14 protein-coding genes are annotated in these 17,423 nt (G+C 42.4%); 3 read left to right on the forward strand and 11 right to left on the reverse strand.

What is annotated here, in order from left to right:
• Positions 1–19: 19 nt before the first annotated feature.
• Entirely contained in the window at positions 20–778 is a 759-nt protein-coding gene (locus HC733_RS02155; RefSeq protein ID WP_190363421.1) for a hypothetical protein, read from the reverse strand.
• Between the two features lie 209 nt (positions 779–987).
• Here HC733_RS02155 and HC733_RS02160 point away from each other — a divergent pair, with 209 nt between their 5' ends.
• A complete protein-coding gene (locus tag HC733_RS02160) occupies positions 988–1,503 on the forward strand; it encodes an REP-associated tyrosine transposase (RefSeq protein WP_190363422.1) in 516 nt (171 codons plus the stop codon).
• 141 nt (positions 1,504–1,644) lie between these two features.
• Here HC733_RS02160 and HC733_RS02165 read toward each other — a convergent pair whose 3' ends face one another.
• The 3 genes from HC733_RS02165 to HC733_RS02175 form a co-directional block, all read right to left on the reverse strand.
• Positions 1,645–1,953: a hypothetical protein gene (locus HC733_RS02165; protein ID WP_190363423.1), complete on the reverse strand. Its 309-nt coding sequence runs from the start codon at positions 1,951–1,953 to the stop codon at positions 1,645–1,647.
• Positions 1,954–2,189: 236 nt separating this feature from the next.
• Positions 2,190–2,444 (reverse strand): hypothetical protein, encoded by a 255-nt coding sequence (locus HC733_RS02170; RefSeq protein ID WP_190363424.1) that lies wholly within the window; start codon positions 2,442–2,444, stop codon positions 2,190–2,192.
• Between the two features lie 178 nt (positions 2,445–2,622).
• Positions 2,623–3,558, reverse strand: coding sequence for an alpha/beta fold hydrolase (locus HC733_RS02175; RefSeq protein ID WP_238937408.1), 936 nt, complete (start codon positions 3,556–3,558; stop codon positions 2,623–2,625).
• A gap of 136 nt (positions 3,559–3,694) precedes the next feature.
• Between HC733_RS02175 and HC733_RS02180 the strand changes: the two genes are divergently transcribed.
• Positions 3,695–4,522, forward strand: coding sequence for an AraC family transcriptional regulator (locus HC733_RS02180; protein ID WP_190363426.1), 828 nt, complete (start codon positions 3,695–3,697; stop codon positions 4,520–4,522).
• A gap of 201 nt (positions 4,523–4,723) precedes the next feature.
• Here HC733_RS02180 and HC733_RS02185 read toward each other — a convergent pair whose 3' ends face one another.
• From HC733_RS02185 to HC733_RS02215, 7 genes are all read right to left on the reverse strand, one after another.
• Positions 4,724–5,227, reverse strand: a complete 504-nt coding sequence (locus HC733_RS02185; RefSeq protein ID WP_190363427.1) for a hypothetical protein — start codon at positions 5,225–5,227, stop codon at positions 4,724–4,726.
• Positions 5,228–5,446: 219 nt separating this feature from the next.
• Positions 5,447–5,947 (reverse strand): hypothetical protein, encoded by a 501-nt coding sequence (locus HC733_RS02190; RefSeq protein ID WP_190363428.1) that lies wholly within the window; start codon positions 5,945–5,947, stop codon positions 5,447–5,449.
• Positions 5,948–6,104: 157 nt separating this feature from the next.
• The gene (locus HC733_RS02195) at positions 6,105–6,965 is read right to left on the reverse strand and encodes a hypothetical protein (RefSeq protein WP_190363429.1); all 861 of its coding nucleotides are present in this window, start codon (positions 6,963–6,965) and stop codon (positions 6,105–6,107) included.
• Positions 6,962–9,325 carry a fimbria/pilus outer membrane usher protein gene (locus HC733_RS02200; RefSeq protein ID WP_190363430.1) on the reverse strand — a complete coding sequence of 788 codons (2,364 nt, stop codon included), beginning with the start codon at positions 9,323–9,325 and terminating at the stop codon, positions 6,962–6,964. Before HC733_RS02200 ends, HC733_RS02195 begins: the two co-directional genes overlap by 4 nt.
• Before the next feature lie 112 nt (positions 9,326–9,437).
• Entirely contained in the window at positions 9,438–10,130 is a 693-nt protein-coding gene (locus HC733_RS02205; protein ID WP_190363431.1) for a fimbrial biogenesis chaperone, read from the reverse strand.
• A 257-nt stretch (positions 10,131–10,387) separates the two neighbouring features.
• Positions 10,388–12,244: a TonB-dependent receptor plug domain-containing protein gene (locus HC733_RS02210; protein WP_190363432.1), complete on the reverse strand. Its 1,857-nt coding sequence runs from the start codon at positions 12,242–12,244 to the stop codon at positions 10,388–10,390.
• Positions 12,245–12,543: 299 nt separating this feature from the next.
• Complete coding sequence (locus tag HC733_RS02215; RefSeq protein ID WP_190363433.1) at positions 12,544–15,207, reverse strand: TonB-dependent receptor; 2,664 nt, start codon at positions 15,205–15,207, stop codon at positions 12,544–12,546.
• A 99-nt stretch (positions 15,208–15,306) separates the two neighbouring features.
• Between HC733_RS02215 and HC733_RS02220 the strand changes: the two genes are divergently transcribed.
• A complete protein-coding gene (locus tag HC733_RS02220) occupies positions 15,307–17,403 on the forward strand; it encodes a winged helix-turn-helix domain-containing protein (protein ID WP_190363434.1) in 2,097 nt (698 codons plus the stop codon).
• The last annotated feature ends 20 nt before the right edge of the window (positions 17,404–17,423 follow it).

A 17,423-nucleotide genomic window follows, 5' to 3' on the forward strand; every position in this document is an offset into this window, starting at 1 on the left:
TCCAACAATGGCTCTTAGTTCAAATATCCGAAAATTTATACTTTTGAATTAAGTCTGTTTTTGTTTGTGTGAATGCTCGTTCTGCAATATTGAGTTCTTCAATAGCGAAAATTACATCATCCGTGTTGCTGAATATATCCCTGTAGAGCTCAAGGTTTTGTTTTACAGTGTTTATTTGTCCCACTCCTTTAGCTATTAATAATACGACTAACTCAGCACTATCTTCATCGAGTTTATCTTTTAACTTATTAGTTGCCACAGCAGTAGACTTTACTTTCCAACGAAATGTATTGGAATATGGTCCAATAATTGGCTCTTGATCTATTTCTTTCGGGAAAAAGTCATTTAATGCCTCACATCCAGCTCTATCTAGCTCATTAAACATATCAACAAAAAATGCTAAAAGGTGTTGCTGTTTGTCATGTTGCATCTCCTGTTCTTGAAGCTTTCGTTGTTCTACTAGATTATTTGCATTATTTTCTGTTGATAATTCCATTGCTTCGGCAGCTTGCTTGTTTGCTTTTGCTTGTTCTGTATTGCTTTTGGATTGAAGATATATTGCGTAAAGAACGCCAATAAAAGAAAAAAATGAAAGTGTTGGGCTTGAGACTCCACCGAAAAAGCTACCGAAATGAGCCCAAGTTTCTGTCGTACCACCAAAACCAACTCCCAAGCCTATGTTCCACAAAATGTAGACACCTAAAACAGCTACAATAGCAAAAATCACAAGGATTATGAGTGGGTATTTTATTGAATCAGTTGCGTTCACATTTGACATATATATCCTAAAATAATTTGTATTAAGAACGTCTAGTGTAGGTTGGAAAAGCCAGAGGCGCCTTCCAACAAAGGTGTAAACGGTTCGCGACTAGGCTCTTTTACGCAAGGTGAAACAGCTCATTTAACCATTGCTAAGGAACTCTCAATCGTCGGATGGCGCTTCGCTTATCCGACCTACAAAAATAAATGAAATCACAAGGAGGTGGTATGCGGTATCGGCGCAATTATGTGGCGGGTGGCACGTATTTTTTCACGGTGAATTTGTTGAACCGCAACAGCGCATTGCTGGTGGAGCATATTGATGTTTTGCGGGAGTCTGTGCGTTGGGTGAAGCATCGGCAGCCGTTTGATATTAATGCTTGGGTGGTATTGCCTGATCATCTGCATGCGGTGTTGACCTTACCTGATGATGATCATGATTACTCTAACCGTTGGCGCGAGATCAAAAAGCGCTTTGTTAAATCATTACCAAAAACAGAGCCGTTAACGGGAGCGCATAAACGAAAAGGCGAGCGCGTTATTTGGCAGCGACGTTTTTGGGAGCACACCATTCGTGACGAGCGTGATTATTGGCATCATGTTAATTACGTTCATTTTAACCCCATGAAACATAGTTTGGTAAACCGTATTATTGATAGGCCGTATTCAAGTTTTCACAAAGCGGTGGAACGGGGGATTTATCAGCCAAGTTGGTGTGGTGAGGGATTGAATCTTAAACTGTAGGTTGGAAAAGCCGAAGGCGCCTTCCAACAAAGGTCTAAAGGCGCTCATTTTACGCAATGCGCCTGTTTAACCATTGCTAAGAGACTCACCATAGTCGGATGGCGGCGCTTCGCGCTAAAGAAAGTAGTGTTTTGGAACTGATTAATCCTCAGGCCCTTGCAACGTAAACGTTAAGTGCTTGCGCATATCTTTTAAAATCACGCCTTTTTTAAGCATGGCGGCGCTTAAGCGTTTTTGCCATTTGAGTAAGTCGGGTTTGGCGGTCTCTAATGCTTGCTCATCTTCAAATTGAAAACACAAAAGTAGTGAGCCGGGGAACAGGTGATATTCTACATCAAACCAACATTGCACCATGCCGGGGATCTCGCTGCGGGCTTGCTCTTCGAGCATCTCGGCGACGTTGAGCACCAAGGTTTGTTGTTTTTGTTGAACTTTCGAGAGCTTTTTCATGGGGCATTCCAAATTAACGGCTAAATAGAGCGACAAAGTGGGATTATAGCCGAGCGCTTAGAGGTGTGGAAAGTTGAAAAAAGCACAGGGAGTTAGGGCAAAAGAATCGTCCAAGGCTATATGATGTTAACAGTTGGCGGACAACTGCGTGGCTCGCAATCATCCGGCAATATTTTGTTCAATAACGAATTAAGCTCAGATAAAAGGTTACTGCTAGAGTCTTTGCATCGTTTGAATTATCTAACCCCTTTATCTACCTGTGTATGTAAGTCAGAGAAAGTATCAAAGTTCATATTAGCATCCATTACTACCTTATACACACCTGGTCTGACTTTGGTGAGTATTTGGCCTTTCCATTTTTTATTGAAATATGTGTTTATAGTACTTTTTTTCCAGCCTATCTTTTTCTCTAAAGTGTTGGCTTCAACCTCTTGACCTAAATTAGATGAAAATAAAGTGAATGCATTTTTTACTTTGACAGTTTCTGCCATAACTACCCCTAAGAATAAAGTTAAAAGGAATAGCCCTACCGCAAAATGAGCTGATTTTATAAATATGTTTGAATAAAAAAAATACAAGTAGTACGAGCGAAAAACCTGAAAATATTATCGATAGAAGTATCTTTGGGGAAAACCGGAGCAGGCTCCGGCTTTGATATTTTAAGAGGGTTTATTTCTCTTGCAAGAAGTTAAGTAGGTCTTGATTCAGTCTATCTTTATGCGTATCTGCAAGGCCGTGTGGGGCGTCTTTGTAGATGATAAACTTTGCGCCTTTAATTAGTTTTGCTGATACTTCACCCGATACTTCAATTGGCACCACTTGGTCATCATCACCGTGTATCACTAGAGCCGGTACATCAATTTTTGCTAAATCTGGGCGAAAATCGGTAGCCGAGAACGCTGCGATTGAATCATAGGTATTTTTCGCGCCGCCCATCATGCCTTGTCTCCAGAAGGATTGAATTAACCCCTGCGATACTTTTGCGCCCTCACGGTTAAAGCTATAAAACGGGCCAGATGCAATATCCAAGTATAACTGCGAGCGATTGTCGTTAGATGCTTTGCGTATGCCATCAAATAGCGCTTTTTCTATGCCATTTGGGTTGGTTTCGGTTTTTACCATCAAAGGTGTAACAGCGCTGACCAAGGCAACTTTATTTACGCGCTTTGTACCATGGCGGCCAATGTAGCGGGCTACTTCACCGCCGCCAGTTGAAAAGCCAACGAGGGTGACTTTGTCTAACTTCAATGCATCAAGCACGGCTGCTAAGTCGTCTGCGTAATGGTCCATGTCGTTGCCTTCCCAAGGTTGGCTTGAGCGACCGTGACCGCGGCGGTCGTGGGCAATGACGCGATAGCCTTTGTCAGCCAAAAATTGCATTTGCGACTCCCAACTGTCTGAGCTTAGCGGCCAGCCGTGGCTGAACGTGACCACTTCGCCATCTTTAGGGCCCCAATCTCTATAGTAAAGTTGCACGTTGTCGCTGGTGGTGATTGTACTGGCAGTGCGTTGGTAGTTTGTGTCAGCTTGCACTGCTGTTGCAGATAACGCTAAAACGCTTGTTAATACGGTTGCTTTAAATAAATTTGTTAAGTTTTTCATCATCAATCTCCAATGGTTTTAATTTGCTTTTAATAACTGAGCGGTTTGTTCCTTCGCTCTGTTGATGGGTGTCATTGTGCCCCGCATTGCGATATGATTTATCTCAGATAGTCTTCAAAACATTGCAGATCGTATTTTTATGGTGGATCGTCTCGCTTCTTTATTTGAGCACTTCTCGTTAAGTGCGCACACTTTTCAATCGGGCCCTCTATGTGGCACTAATCCTGTTGTAACAGATGTGTCTTATGGGCAATTGCATCTAATTCGAGAGGGCAGTGTGGAGGTATGGCATGGTCGCACCAAGGAATATTGCATTACTGAGCCGAGTTTGCTGTTTTATCCGCGCCCGCTTAAAAGGCATTTTGTGGTCGCGCAAGATACGCAAACACAGTTTTTATGTGCAAATGTGTCGTTCGAGGGCAATGATGCAAACCCCATCGCCAATGCGCTGCCTGATAGCTTGTGCTTGCCGCTGACCTCACTACCCAATTGCGAAAAGGTCTTGTCATTGTTATTTGAAGAGGCCGAGGCTTGTTACTGCGGCCGTCAGGTGTTGCTCGATAGGCTTCTGGAGGTGTTTTTAGTTCAACTACTAAGAGAGTTGATGGAAAACCAAGAAATTAAAATTGGTATGCTGGCGGGTCTGGCACATCAAAATCTACGTAGAGCCATTGTCGCTATGCATGAAAAGCCTGAAGTCGATTGGACGGTTGAAAGCCTAGCGTCAGAGGCGCATATGTCTCGCAGTGTGTTTTCCAATTTATTTCGTGAAACAATCGGCGAAACGCCTGCAAAGTACCTACAAAATTGGCGCATAGGTTTGGTACAAAAATGGCTAAAAAATGGTATGCCGCTTAAGTTGATAGCTGAAGAAGCGGGTTATAAAAGTGAGTCGGCTTTGTCGCGCGCCTTTAAAGCGCAAAGTGGCATGTCACCAAGGCAGTGGCTTATCAAAGAAAGTAAATAACTAAAGTTAAAACGTTTTGCGTATTTTAAAAAATGATTAACGAGCACGGCTCATGCTCACGAGTAGATACGAGCATTATGAGCAGGGTGTTAGATACTTTAATCGCTTATCTGGCTCGTAACGTATTGCTTGGCTGTTTTTATGCCCTGCTTAGCAATAAAAAACGTTAGATAGGACACTCAGAAGATGCTAATTAAGATCCTAGTTTGCTCTGACTGTAACAGTAATAGTGTCTGAGTAGGTGCCGGCTTCATTCAGTCCGTTAGTTAAAGGGGTGATTTTAAGTAATGTTGATTTGGTTTCACCAGCATCGCCCGTGCCTGCAGACGTGGCTTTTTCATGGGTATAGGTACCAGCTTGTAAATCAATACCTGTTTTATCACCAATGCTGAGTGTATAGGCCAACTTGCTGCCAAGGCTGTTGTCTGCAACTAAATAACCGCCATTTGCAGAGCTGTATTCAGTGGTTGCGTTATCATTGGTATTGCACCAAACATCTAACGTACCAATTTCTTGTGTTGTTTGTGAAGCGTCAAGCGTTAAGCCGGTTACACTATTTGCACCACTACTTGTTTTACATATAGGTTCTACCGTGCCTTCAAAAAAATACTTCGCTTCGCTACTGGTGGCATCAACAACCTCAGCTGTTGCCTGTAACGACAAAACCGTCGATGCGATAAGTAAAGATTTAAGTAAAGTGTGCATGGCATCTCCCCCTTAGATAAAGTACAGCAGTTGTGTTTCAATTTGCAACTTTTCTAACGTACTAAAGGAAAGTTTTTTATATGGATAGGAAGGGGAGTCAGGTTTTTTACAAATAGTAGATGTAGGCAAATGTCGGACTGCATATATGCTAATCCGACAGGTTTGCTTTACTTTAGGGCATGAGAGACGCTGAGGCCTCTCATTGTTACTATATTGTGATTAGTTAGGGCTTACTGTAACCGTGATAGTATCTGAGTAAGTGCCTGCATCGTTTAAGCCATTTGACTTAGGTGTGATTTTTAAAGTTGTTGCTTTTGTATCACCAGTCACACCGGTACCTGCCAGTGTTGAAGTATGCTTATAAGCACCAGTTTGCAAATCGATACCTGTTGTGTCACCGATGTCTAAGGTGTATGCAATTTTACTGCCTTGTGCATTACCCGCTTTTAAGAAACCACCGTTTGCTGACGTATACTCGGTTGTTGCATTTTCACCTGTGTTACACCAAACGTCTAAAGTACCGATAGTTTGCGTTTCTTGTGACGCGTCTAGCTTTAAGCCTGTTACGCTGTTTGAACCGCTGCTTGTTTTACAAAGTGGCGCAATGGTGCCCTCAAATGAGAAGCTTGCTTGGTTGCTACTTGACGTTGTAACCGCAGCCGCAGCTGATAATGATGTGATAGCAGACGCGACAAAAAGAGACTTAAGTAATGTGTTCATGGTGTTTCCCCTGAAAAAGTACAGCATTTGTATTTAAATAATTAGGTTCTTACCTATTTGCTATACTCAAGCACGGAGCGTGCCAGAATTTTTTATCATAAAGGTGTTTATAGTTGTTTTTTTGTTATTTTAAAAATAATTCTTTTTTATCAGGTGTTTACCTCGGGTATACGGTGAGTGATAAATGATCTCTGTAAACGCCAGCTGGCATCATTTCGGTATTCCCCAAGATAAACTCAAAGCCAAACCACTTATTTCTGACGCCTGGATAAAAGTTATAACTACGCATTAGGCGCTCGGAAGACGAAATTTTGACGTTATCAAAACCTAGGGTGTAGTCAATCAATGAGCTAGTGTCAGTTTCATGACGCAAGCCATTGTATTCAGAATCCAAAACAATATCGTAAGAACTATTACTCAGAATTTTTATACCCCAATAAAAGCGCATATTCGTTCTGAGTTCACCCAAATCAATTTGGTAGTTGCCACTGCTACCAGAGACTTTACCTTGGCTAGTGCTATCGAGCGTAATGGCAACTTGAGGTTGAGAATTATAAGTAATACTTAAATACTGTTCTTTGATCACACGATTACGGCGCACGATGGAGACTTTTACGCCGCCATAGTATGCGCCTGCAGGAAACAAGCTATAGTGTTTCAATCGTATCCACATTTGTGTGGTGTGATTATATAAAGGGGTGCGCCAGATCCCATTGCTTGCCCACATATTATTAAACTGGGCATCCAGCAAATTTGCATACTTGTATTCTGTTGGGCCGGAAAATACTAATGAGTAGTAATATATATCTTCTACCCAAATCTCATCGGCACAATCAAGCAAAGCATCAGACACTTGTATCTTTAAAGGGAGATATACCGACACCTGATTACCGTATTCTTCGATGACTTCAGTAGAGCTGGAGGTTGCGGTTAAGTTGCCAGTACAGCGTTTTGCAAGTGCTGTTGGGGTAATAATCCAATAGCTCAGAACAAGCAGTACAAAGATCTTTAATTTCATTCTTTTAAGTCTCCTTTTAACTGTGTTTGTTCAAGCTTAATGGTCCCAATTCGAATAAATCTGTTTTCAACATCTGTAATGCTAAAAGCGCCTTTTGCATCATCTAACTCAATTATGTAGTCACCAACACTTATTCCTTCCACGACAAAGCGGCCTGTACGGTTAGTGAAAAATGCTCGACGAAGTGTTTGTGTAGCACCATCGTCATTGTTTCGTCGTTTTATTACGTGACCACGTTGCATTGCAATAGCTGTGCCTTTGGCATCAACTAAAGTTCCTATCACGGTATAGGATAAGTCTGAGCCTACCTGAATATGATGGCCAGTGTTTGCTCCGCCAGTAATAAGATACATACCAGGGCCCCAGTCATAACCCAGTGGTGCTTCAGGTACATCAATATTGAATTGTGTATTAGTATAACCTGAGCCAAGGTTTATTAACGCACCAATCGCGTTATTGGGTTTAGTTTGTGCTCTGCCAAGTCGGTCAACGTTAACCAATACATCGGTATTTTTGAGTGTTTTATGCTTAGTTACTACTGCAAAAGGGGCTGTAGTGGTCGCGCCCATACCTAGGTGACCATCAGCTACGCCGAGACTGGTAGATAGGTTTATGCCAACGCTACTGTCGGCGCTGACGTTAGAACGTGTATAATTAGTGGCGTTCACATCAGCTCTGAAAAATGCACCTGTATAGCTGGCCCTAACTTGTTCCTGTCTATAATTACTGCCTTTTTCAGCGCGCAGTTCATAGCCATAGTCATTTAGGAAATTATTGTTGGTTTTAGCATAGCTGGCACTGGCCACTTTAGTTGAACTATTATACTGCGCTCTAGTACGGGTATGAGCGTCTCTATCATAGCCATTCCACGTGAAATTCAGTACAAATTGGTTTTCAGATATCACACGAGGGTCGTCGCTTGAGTTGTGATTAAAACCTACTTTTAAGCGCATGTCTTCATAGCGGAAATTAAAACTGGCCGAAGCATTTTCACTGGCCACATTGTTGTCATTGACAGTGCGTGTGGCATTGAGATTAAAGTCACTATAATCGTCGATAATATAGCTGTAATCAAAAAAAGCTCTGGAGTTATCGGCAATGGTATTAAAGGTTTGCCAAGGCGTGTTGGTAAAGTTGCGTTTTAATTCATAGCCTAAGCGCAAATTTGGTGAGCCATAATTGCCGTTACCAAAAATGCTGTGCTCTGTTTCTATTGAGAATGCTTCACCTGTTTGCTCGCTCATTTCACTTTGTGAATAACGTAGCGATATATTACCAAATGGACTGCCCAAAGTGACTATCGAGCCTAATACGTGCCCTTGAGGGTGAATTGCACCATTTAAACCTAAAGTAAGTTTATCATTGAAGCCATATTCATAATTACCAGAAACTAAAAGCTCGTCATCATATTCATAGTGGCCATTATCTAATGATGAGACATAGCCAACTTTCAACGAGTAGTCACTTAATCCTGGTGCCAATAGTCTCGCGTTGTAGTGCGTTGCAAAATGAAAGTCTTGCGTTTCGCCGTTTGCATATCGAGCCACAACGTGAATATTGTTCACCCCAGAGGTAAGTGGCAGATCGCTTAAATTGTAGCGACCAGCTCGCAATCTTAGCCTCGAAATTAAAAACTCGTTAATAAACACTTCCAAGGTTGCTGCACGAGGCAAGACAAACTGCTGACTATTACTCGGTGTGATCCTTCTCTGTGGTTGCAGTTTTGAATAGGCTTTTTCTATGCCTAGACCAGCTAGCTGCGTACCTGATAGGTGCCCGCTGTTAGTGACCTGCGTATCACCTAAGGTAAAGCGCATTGGTAAGTCAGGTCTATCATAAAATGCAAAAGTATCGCCGCGATAAAAGTGGCTGTCTTGGTTGTCACCGTTGTCACCGCTTTCCCAAAAGGCGGAGCTACGAACGTTTAGTCCATCAGCGCCACCTATGTTGGCATTCATCAGCCATTCGAACTGAGTGTGCTCGGTGCGGTTGTTGTCACTTCTCTCATGGTTTAGATTGAGGTTATTTAAAATCGCCCATTTGGCCTCGCCTTTGGGGAGTTCAAAATGCCTATCTTTACCATAAGTTAGGCTGTCGGTAGCCATTGCCGACTCTGCGAGAGACATTTCTATCGTTAAGTCTTGTGGTTGTAGGGTGAGTGATATGCCGTGAGCTTTGAACTGTTCGATGGTGATGTCTTCGTCGCCTTTACTTGCCAGCCATGTCAGCACCTTGTCACTTAAAACACTATGTAAATTCTCTTTCACTTCTAAAGCTGAAATGGATTTTAATTCAAAACCGTCGACAGCGGCAGAAACTAGCCCTATTTCGGCAACATTTAGCCGCACGGGAAAGTCCATGTGATAAACCGCGGAAAATGCAGATCGATGCCATGCAAAAAGAAGTGTAAAAAAGACACACTGCAATAATGCAGGCCTAGAGTTAAAGCCCAGTATTAACATCGTTTAGTGATTACTTTTTATCAAGAAGGTTAACTAAAGTTGCAGTTTTGGTTGGCTTGTCTGCTAATAATGTCTTTAAATCTACGCTCATTGAGTGACCTGGCATAATAAAACGGCCAGATGTAACTGACTGAAATTGAGCCCAGTTCACTACAGTGTTGCCTTGGTGAAAGTGGTATTCAAACTGTGACAAGTCTAATACGCGCTTACCTTGATTCGAAATAGTAAGTTTGCAGTCGTCTAACTTTTTACAGCTTAAGTCACTCTTTTGTGCTGCTTTAATCCCATCAGGGCTAACAAATACCAGTGTTGCAAAGTTAAATACCATTTTTACGCCAGATTTTTGCTCATCCTCAGGTAGTGGCAGCTGTTTAAAAACGATGCGGTATGAGTGCGTTTCTTCAAGCTCGGGGGCGCCTAAATATTTGGCACGAAAAACCTGATAGCCATTGGCTGGCACCTCGATTTGTGGTGGCAGTACAATAAAGTCTTCTTCAGCGCTTACTAATACTTCTTTTTGATTGTCGTCGAAGGTACGTTTAAATACTTCTATTTCAATGGGTAACGGGCTACTTCCTGGATTTTGCAAACGATAGGTAACTAACGAGTCTTTGCCATGCGACGCAAGGTCGACAATCATAGGTTGAACTTGATAGGCCATTGCAGGAAGCGACAAGCACAGTAGTAACAACAGTTTACGCATCTGAACTCCAACTAACAGGCGTGACTTACAATTTTGCTATACGATACCGTGACTATTTGTTAATACAAGCGTAATTTGTGTGGTTTATGAAATATTGTACTTATAACAGGGAGAAGTACGCGGTTTTGTAGCAAACACAATGAATATCAACAAAGATAGTTCAAGTTAATATCATATTGCTTCGTTTTTCAATGCATCTTTGTTGAGAAACGGTACTGCTACACCATGGAATGCTTGCATTATTTTTCATCTAGCCATTAGTACTGATAGTTAAGCGATAAATAGGCACTCACGCCTTCACGCGCTGGTAAAGTGTTAAGTGGGTAAAACACCGGTGTGTCATTAGGTTGATAGACTGATTCATCTAGTAAGTTTTTCAGTTCAAGAGATACCGTCAGCTTATCACGCGTACTAAGGGTAAATTTACGGCTTGCTTTAAGTGTTAGCCAGTCATAGCCATTGGCGGGGGGGTTAACCAACTCGCGTTTTGGGTCAAACAAAATATTGTCGTGATATGTCGAGTAACTTAATAAGTACATACCTATCTGCCACTGGCTGTCGTCATACCCTAATCCCAATTTAAAGTTATTGTTGGGCGATAAGTTGATATTTTTGGTATCTAAATTGTCTTTGTTACGTTGATGTGTGGCTGAAAGTTCAATGTACCAGCTCGGTGTAAATTGATGCTTATATTCTATCTCAACACCATAAGAAGAAATTGCACCACTGTTTTTATTTTCTAAGGCAAAATTAGGATCGCTTGAGGGCTTAAGTAATATCAAATCTTGCTCTTCACTGTTGTACACAGTTAAGGTAAACAGCTTTTCAGCGGTTTGGTAAAACAGCTGGGCTTCAGTGGTTGCGATAGTTTCCGAATTGAGATCGGGAGTGCCTTTTTGGATACCAGGTGTTTCTATGGTTCGCTCGCCAGAAGATGGGTGCCGATAAGCCTCTGCGTGGCGAAGCTTAAATGTCCAATGCTGATTTAAATGATAAGTCAGTCCAAATCTTGGAATAAAATCAGCCTGATTTTTGATGTTATTGACAAGCTCAACAGAGGTAATATATTGACCGCCAATCTCAATATTGAGATTGTCGGTGAGGGCGTGCCTGATTTGAGTATATACACTGGCATAACGCTCTTTTACATCAGGTATAGTAGATGCTTCAAAGACTCGCCTGTGTTCATGATTGGCACCAATGAGTAATTTGGTTCGCTCAGTCAAAGCGCCTGTAAGGTTAAACTCCAATAGCCTAATGTTTAAAGGTGATCTGATCCTAACTGCGTTGTCTGCAATGCCATTACTACTCCATTCCATTATTTTTTTGATATTGGTGTAGTGGCTAGCAAGCTGCCAGTTATCCGTAAAACTGTGTTTGTAACTTAAATTGCTAAAAGTTGACGGGTGGCGTTTTGACCAAGGAATATAGCGCGTTTGTGGGGCATCCCAAAAGTTCGCAAATTTATCTTGGACGCTACGAAAATGCGCAAAAGAAACGCCTTGGTAAGAGGCATTGAAATGGAGCGTTTTTTCCTTTTGAAAAGCTTTTTTACTAAATGCTTGTTGTGAGGTTGGGTCGATTGTGGTTGCATCCCAACCATCAATATCCGTGTAAAGTAAGTGCAGTGCACCTTCAAAATCATCTTGTTGAAATAAATAGCTACCATCAAGAATTTTTGAGTTAAAGCTACCAACCGTCACTCTTTGATTTGCACGCCAACCGTTTGTATTGGGGGTGGTGGTAATGATATTGAACACCCCTTGATAAGCATTAGTTCCATAAAGCACAGAACCTGGACCGCGAATGTATTCTATGCGCTCAATAGACGATAGTGGAATGGAAGTGTATAAGTTGTGCGCGCCAGATAGATTGCCAAAGGGCCGACCATTTAATAACCCCAAGTGCTGCAATATACCCGTCCAAGGTTTGCTCCCTCGGGTCGACAGCGCCGTTATTACCCCAAAATTACTATTTACAGACACAATACGCTCAAGCACTTCATATAAGCTATGGGCGCCAAATAACTCAATTTGCTGACGTGAGATAACAGATACACTTGCATTGGTATCTCGTAATGATTCTTCTTGTTTGGAGGCCGTGGTTACTTGCATGTTGAGTAGCTCTTCAAGCGAAACCTCAAAAAGCTCAGAATTACTATCATTTGCACATGCACTTTTGATGCAAAGTAGCATCGTGGGAAGCAGCAGGCACGGTAGATAATTTTTGTAATTAGGCATTTAAATATGGATTAAAATAAAGTGCTTAGAAAAAGATAGCAGAGATCGGGGGGGATTCAATAAATCTGCAGGCTCGCTCCAGCGAAGTACTTGATAACAAGCTACCCGACTATATCTGATAACGCACCAAACTATTTTCGTTTTTATATGGTCTAAGTAATTCTTAAATCCGTTCAAAATTGATAACGTAGGCCTGCGTAAAATCGTCTGCCGTTTGCATATATGCCAGTAGGTGCATATTCGTTACGATCAAAGGTATAAATTTGCTCGTCGGTTAAATTGATAAACTCAAATTGCAGATCAAGCTGATGGGTGAGTTTTATGCTCAGGTTGCCATCCAATTGACCGTAGTTGTCCATCATGGTCTCTCCTATGCCCGTGGCAAAACGGGTTCGATAGTTGTAACTGAGTCGAATGCTGATTTGATGGTCTTCATAGTAAGCTGTGATATTGGCACTATGCCTGGATGTGCCCGGGACGGAGGTGCCCGGGACGGAGGTGCCCGGGACGGAGGTGCCCGAGACGGAGGTGCCCGGGACGGAGGTGCCCGGGACGTTATTTGGTGCGTTATCGCGTTTACCATCGACAAATGTGTAATTTGCTATCACACCGAAGCCATAAGCAAGAGCTTGCTGGTAGCTCAACTCCATTCCTCTGATACTGCCGCCAGCACCATTATTGGGTCTGTCGATAGACATTAAAATACCTTCGTGATGCTCTAACTTCCGCTCAAACTCAATGAATGACTCAACATCTTTATTAAAAACAGCAATAGAGGCAAGGCCAGCGTCGGCAAAATACCACTCTAAGCTTGCATCGAACTGGGCTGCACGGTAGGGATCTAAATTGGCGTTCCCGCCTTGTCCTTGTGCTTGTGTGACGTTGTAGTTTGTTGAGGGCATAAGGTGATGAAACTGCGCACGCGACATTACTCTGGCCATGGCAAAACGCGCTACCACAGCGTCATTAATGTCTACTTTTAAATTAGCACTGGGTAAAATATCGGTGTAATGTCGGCTCTCTTGCTGCCAAAGGTAGCTATCTGGCGCTTCAATTGGTGAGGCCACACGTTTAAACGCTCCTGAGTCTTGAATAGTTTTTACCAATCGCATACCGATATTGGCAGAAAAGGATTCGGTGGATAATTGTAATTGCCCGTAACTTGCCAAGGTTTGTTCACTAATATTAAAGCGGCTGGCTTTTTCAACTTCTTGCTGAAAATTAAGCGTGTCAAAGTCTCTAGCCAACATGGATAAATTAGCATAGCTATAGTGTTTAAGAGTTTGCTCGTTACCTATGTCCTTTAGGTAGTTTTTGGGCAAGCTTGCGGAGTAATCAGCCAAGGTTGTTTTAAGTTGACCTGCAAGACCATTGAGCCCTCCATCTTGTGAGCGGTAACGTATAAAATCTCGCTGGTGGTCTTTGAGTTTAAAACCGAATTTAAATGCATCGACAACTTTACTGTTAAAGGCATAGGTAAAATCAGCTTGCGCAAAATAGGCATCGTCTTGAGCGTTTTGGCTATCTTTTCTTGCCTGTGTTAAAAACCAATTAGCACCATCACTTGGGGAGGTGGTGTAGTTAGTGAGGATATTTTTTCGACCAGACGTATTGACCCAAAAGCCTGTATTGGCAGCAAATTGCGAAGTAACATCTGCCGCAGTGCCGCCATCACCCAAACTAGCACCAAGTTGCCATTGTGTTGACCAATAGATGCCATCGTAATGCAAATCTAAATGTGCACTTTTGGTACTCAGTTGTGAATCTCTCCAAATCGCTTCCATACCGGTGTTAAATGGTCCATCCACAGGCAAATAATGTGCATTAACGAGCGTACCATCAATGACTTCAATATCCTTAACTGCTCCACCAAAGTCCAGCGACTGTGCACTTTGCCATAAAAAGTTTTGGTTGTTATTGTCGGCATTAAGGTGAGAGTAAAGTACATAGGTGTCGAGTCGCCAGCGTGGTGAAAACTGAATTGCAGCATCGATAGTGTAAGCATGTAACTCTCTTTGTTGTTGGAATAGTGCTGAGCCACCACCGCCAGGAAACCATAGCGTTTGTTGTTTTGCAGATGGTGATTGCGCTTTGCCGAACCAATTATTGTCGCTACCTTGAAACAGCGTTCGTTCATGCCAGCCCCATGACTCGAGTCCGTCACGTCGTAAGCTTCTGTCTCGCTTGGTTGCGGTAAATAACAGCGCATAGTTATGGTCTGGGCTGTGGTAGTTATACACGGCAGACAGCTGCGGATCGACTTCATCGCTTAAGTCATTGTATTGTAGTTGCGCAGTCACAACAGCGTATCCTGAGGGGGTCAGTAAAGGGTCTCGGGTTTTTATATTGATAGCACCGCCGAGCGAACCTTCATCTTGAGACGCTTGGGGAGTTTTATAGACTTCTAAACTAGAGACTATTTCGCTAGGTAGCAGCGTAAAGTTAAATCCTCTGCTAGGTTGGCTTGAAATCCACCAGTCGGCAGAAGCCAGATATTGGCCATTGAGGTAGGTTCTGTTTTGTTCGGGCGTTGTGCCACGAACACCAATACGTTCTCCTTCGCCTTGCGCTCTGGATAGAGAAATCCCCGTAATTCGTTGTAAAGCCTCTGCGACATTTTTATCGGGGAACTTGCCTATATCTTCGGCACTGATCGTATCTGAAACTTGTTGATTGTGTCGTTTATTACTGAGAGACTTGACAACGCTGTCATTAAAGGCGCGAATTTCAATGCGTTCAAGTGCATTTTCAGTTGTATGATCTTGCTCATTAGCATAACTTGAACTTGCAATAACTATGATACTGCAAGCTGTTGTACGGATTAGAAATTCAGACATAGTGATCAACTTAAAATACAAGCTAGTTACCTTTGATTGATACCCATAATACGCTTTTATTACAAGCCTAACCATAGTTAAAGAAAGTTTTAGTCGTGGATGGTAGATAACCTAAATAAACGTTTTTTAATCAATGAGATACTGATCGATTTTGACAATTTATCTGTGAAAGTCGACGGCTCTAAAAGAAGCATCGAAGCGAAGCATGCCGCATTGTTATATCTATTGATTAGCAATAAAGGGCAGGTTGTTACACGCGAAGAAATCCTTAACGCTGTATGGCCCGGTACCATTGTCAGTGATAACTCTGTCAGTCAATTAGTGGCTCAGCTCAGGCGATTGCTTGGTGACAACTCTTCTAATTCAAAAATTATTAAAACCGTGCCGCGCATCGGCTATCAATGTATTGCGCAAATCGAAAAGGCCCCCTCGTTACTTGAAAAAGTAGAAGTGCTCTCACGAGGTCGCGGCGCCCATTTTGGTGCAATGGGGTTTGTGGTTGGCGTGTTAATCACGGCACTTATCGCTGTAGGGCTCGAATATTGGTATCAACAAACTCAGCAAAGTGATTTGCAAGAAACGCGAATTACCTCATCACCGGGTGCAGAAGTATTTATTCGTTTTTCGCCTAACGGTAAATACCTTGCTTATAGTTATCTTGCGCAGGGCGCCGATCAGTTTGATTTAGCGGTTTACGACCTTGAGACAAAGATCACTCACACGATTAAAAATAGCGGCTACAGCGAAGAGTCGGCTAGTTGGTCAAATGACGGACAGTGGCTGATTTATTCTCGTTCAGATCCCGTTTCTTGCGAAGTGCGTGCGCTAAATACCAAAGGACCAATTGAAACCTGGCGGCTGGCAAGAGACATGGTTTTAGAGCGTTGTAATAGTGCTCAGGACTCTGCACCTTGGTTGGAGTATCAGCCGGGTTACTTTATCTCTAAGGCGTGGGACAAACATGGTGCATATTTGCAGCTGGTTGAAGTGGCCTTAGAAAGCGACTCTGTCCGTGTTATAGCCAAAAAGCCCCTACCGTTTAGGGACATTACCCACTACCAAGTTAAAGCTCAAAGCCTATTGTATCAGTCACAAGGTGAGGGGATTTATAGCGTTCATTTTCGCAACTTAGGGCAAGCTGACTTTGAATCAGCGCAACTATCGTCTCAAACTTACGCAACCGTTTCTCAAGGCCTTGATAAAGATACGCTGTTGGTTGCAAAGCAAGGAATTGAACTATGGGACAAGCATGAAAAGCGCACCGTGTATGCGGGGTTTGGAGGGATATCGGAGCTGGATGTTAATAGGCAATCTTCAATATCGGCTCACACTGAAGGAATAGCGGAAATTAACTTCTACGAACTTGAAATCACAGACACATTTATTACTACGCAAAAACAGCTCACTTCTTCATCAAGGATGGACCTAAATGCTACAGTTTCTAAAGATGGTGCAAATTTTGTTTATGCTTCGGTAAGTGCCAATAATCGAAATCAACAGCAGTTTGAGCTGTGGCATAAACATGTCTTTAGGCCAACATCGAGCTTATTAGGTATGCTGCCTGTAGGCGAAGTGCCGCATATGCTGTTGCTAGCGCCTGATGGTGATTATTTAGCGGTGCTTAGTAAAGCTAACCGCGTATTTTTGGTGAGCATGTTTACCAAAGAAGTTAAAAAAGTCATAGATGGATTTACGCAGATTGCTAATCTCTCCTGGGATGAAAAAGGTAAACGCTTATTTTATAAAGCTAAACTCGGTAATGAACAGCCATGGCAAGCGTGGTCATTTGATATATCGATAGGACAAAGTGAGCGCAAGCAATCAAGTATTTCTGACTCGTCACTACCGATAGAGCAAAAAAATATCAGCTTTATTAATTATCAAGACCAGTTGCGCCGTTTGTTGATAAATAAGTTAGATAGCCAATTTGATGTTGAGCAATTGCGGGTGTCGTTATCGTTATATCAACCAGCAGCCTATCAAGATGGAATTTACTTTGTATTAAAAAAAGGTCATCAATTGCTGTTATATCGTTACTTAAGCAAAGATGATACAGTCAAACTGATTCAACCCATTGGTTTACATCTTTATTCTGGTGTTTCTGAGTTACAAGTGGTGTCCAGTTTTGATGGCTCAAAAGTGATCTTTAACCGCATCAATAATTACGAAAGCGATATTGTACTATTACGCCATTAATAGTGTCCCCTCTGGGGGAC

The organism is Pseudoalteromonas sp. S16_S37 (assembly GCF_014694405.1).
In the GTDB taxonomy this organism is placed as follows: Bacteria; Pseudomonadota; Gammaproteobacteria; order Enterobacterales; family Alteromonadaceae; genus Pseudoalteromonas.

Excerpts from the sequence above, each read along its gene's own strand:
- HC733_RS02165 (WP_190363423.1), bottom strand. The coding sequence starts at position 1,953 with ATGAAAAAGCTCTCGAAAGTTCAACAAAAACAACAAACCTTGGTGCTC.
- HC733_RS02185 (WP_190363427.1), bottom strand. The coding sequence starts at position 5,227 with ATGCACACTTTACTTAAATCTTTACTTATCGCATCGACGGTTTTGTCG.
- HC733_RS02215 (WP_190363433.1), bottom strand. The coding sequence starts at position 15,207 with ATGTCTGAATTTCTAATCCGTACAACAGCTTGCAGTATCATAGTTATT.
- HC733_RS02190 (WP_190363428.1), bottom strand. The coding sequence starts at position 5,947 with ATGAACACATTACTTAAGTCTCTTTTTGTCGCGTCTGCTATCACATCA.
- HC733_RS02205 (WP_190363431.1), bottom strand. The coding sequence starts at position 10,130 with ATGCGTAAACTGTTGTTACTACTGTGCTTGTCGCTTCCTGCAATGGCC.
- HC733_RS02170 (WP_190363424.1), bottom strand. The coding sequence starts at position 2,444 with ATGGCAGAAACTGTCAAAGTAAAAAATGCATTCACTTTATTTTCATCT.
- HC733_RS02200 (WP_190363430.1), bottom strand. The coding sequence starts at position 9,325 with ATGGACTTTCCCGTGCGGCTAAATGTTGCCGAAATAGGGCTAGTTTCT.
- HC733_RS02175 (WP_238937408.1), bottom strand. The coding sequence starts at position 3,558 with ATGATGAAAAACTTAACAAATTTATTTAAAGCAACCGTATTAACAAGC.
- HC733_RS02155 (WP_190363421.1), bottom strand. The coding sequence starts at position 778 with ATGTCAAATGTGAACGCAACTGATTCAATAAAATACCCACTCATAATC.
- HC733_RS02220 (WP_190363434.1), top strand. The coding sequence starts at position 15,307 with ATGGTAGATAACCTAAATAAACGTTTTTTAATCAATGAGATACTGATC.
- HC733_RS02195 (WP_190363429.1), bottom strand. The coding sequence starts at position 6,965 with ATGAAATTAAAGATCTTTGTACTGCTTGTTCTGAGCTATTGGATTATT.
- HC733_RS02210 (WP_190363432.1), bottom strand. The coding sequence starts at position 12,244 with ATGCAAGTAACCACGGCCTCCAAACAAGAAGAATCATTACGAGATACC.
- HC733_RS02160 (WP_190363422.1), top strand. The coding sequence starts at position 988 with ATGCGGTATCGGCGCAATTATGTGGCGGGTGGCACGTATTTTTTCACG.
- HC733_RS02180 (WP_190363426.1), top strand. The coding sequence starts at position 3,695 with ATGGTGGATCGTCTCGCTTCTTTATTTGAGCACTTCTCGTTAAGTGCG.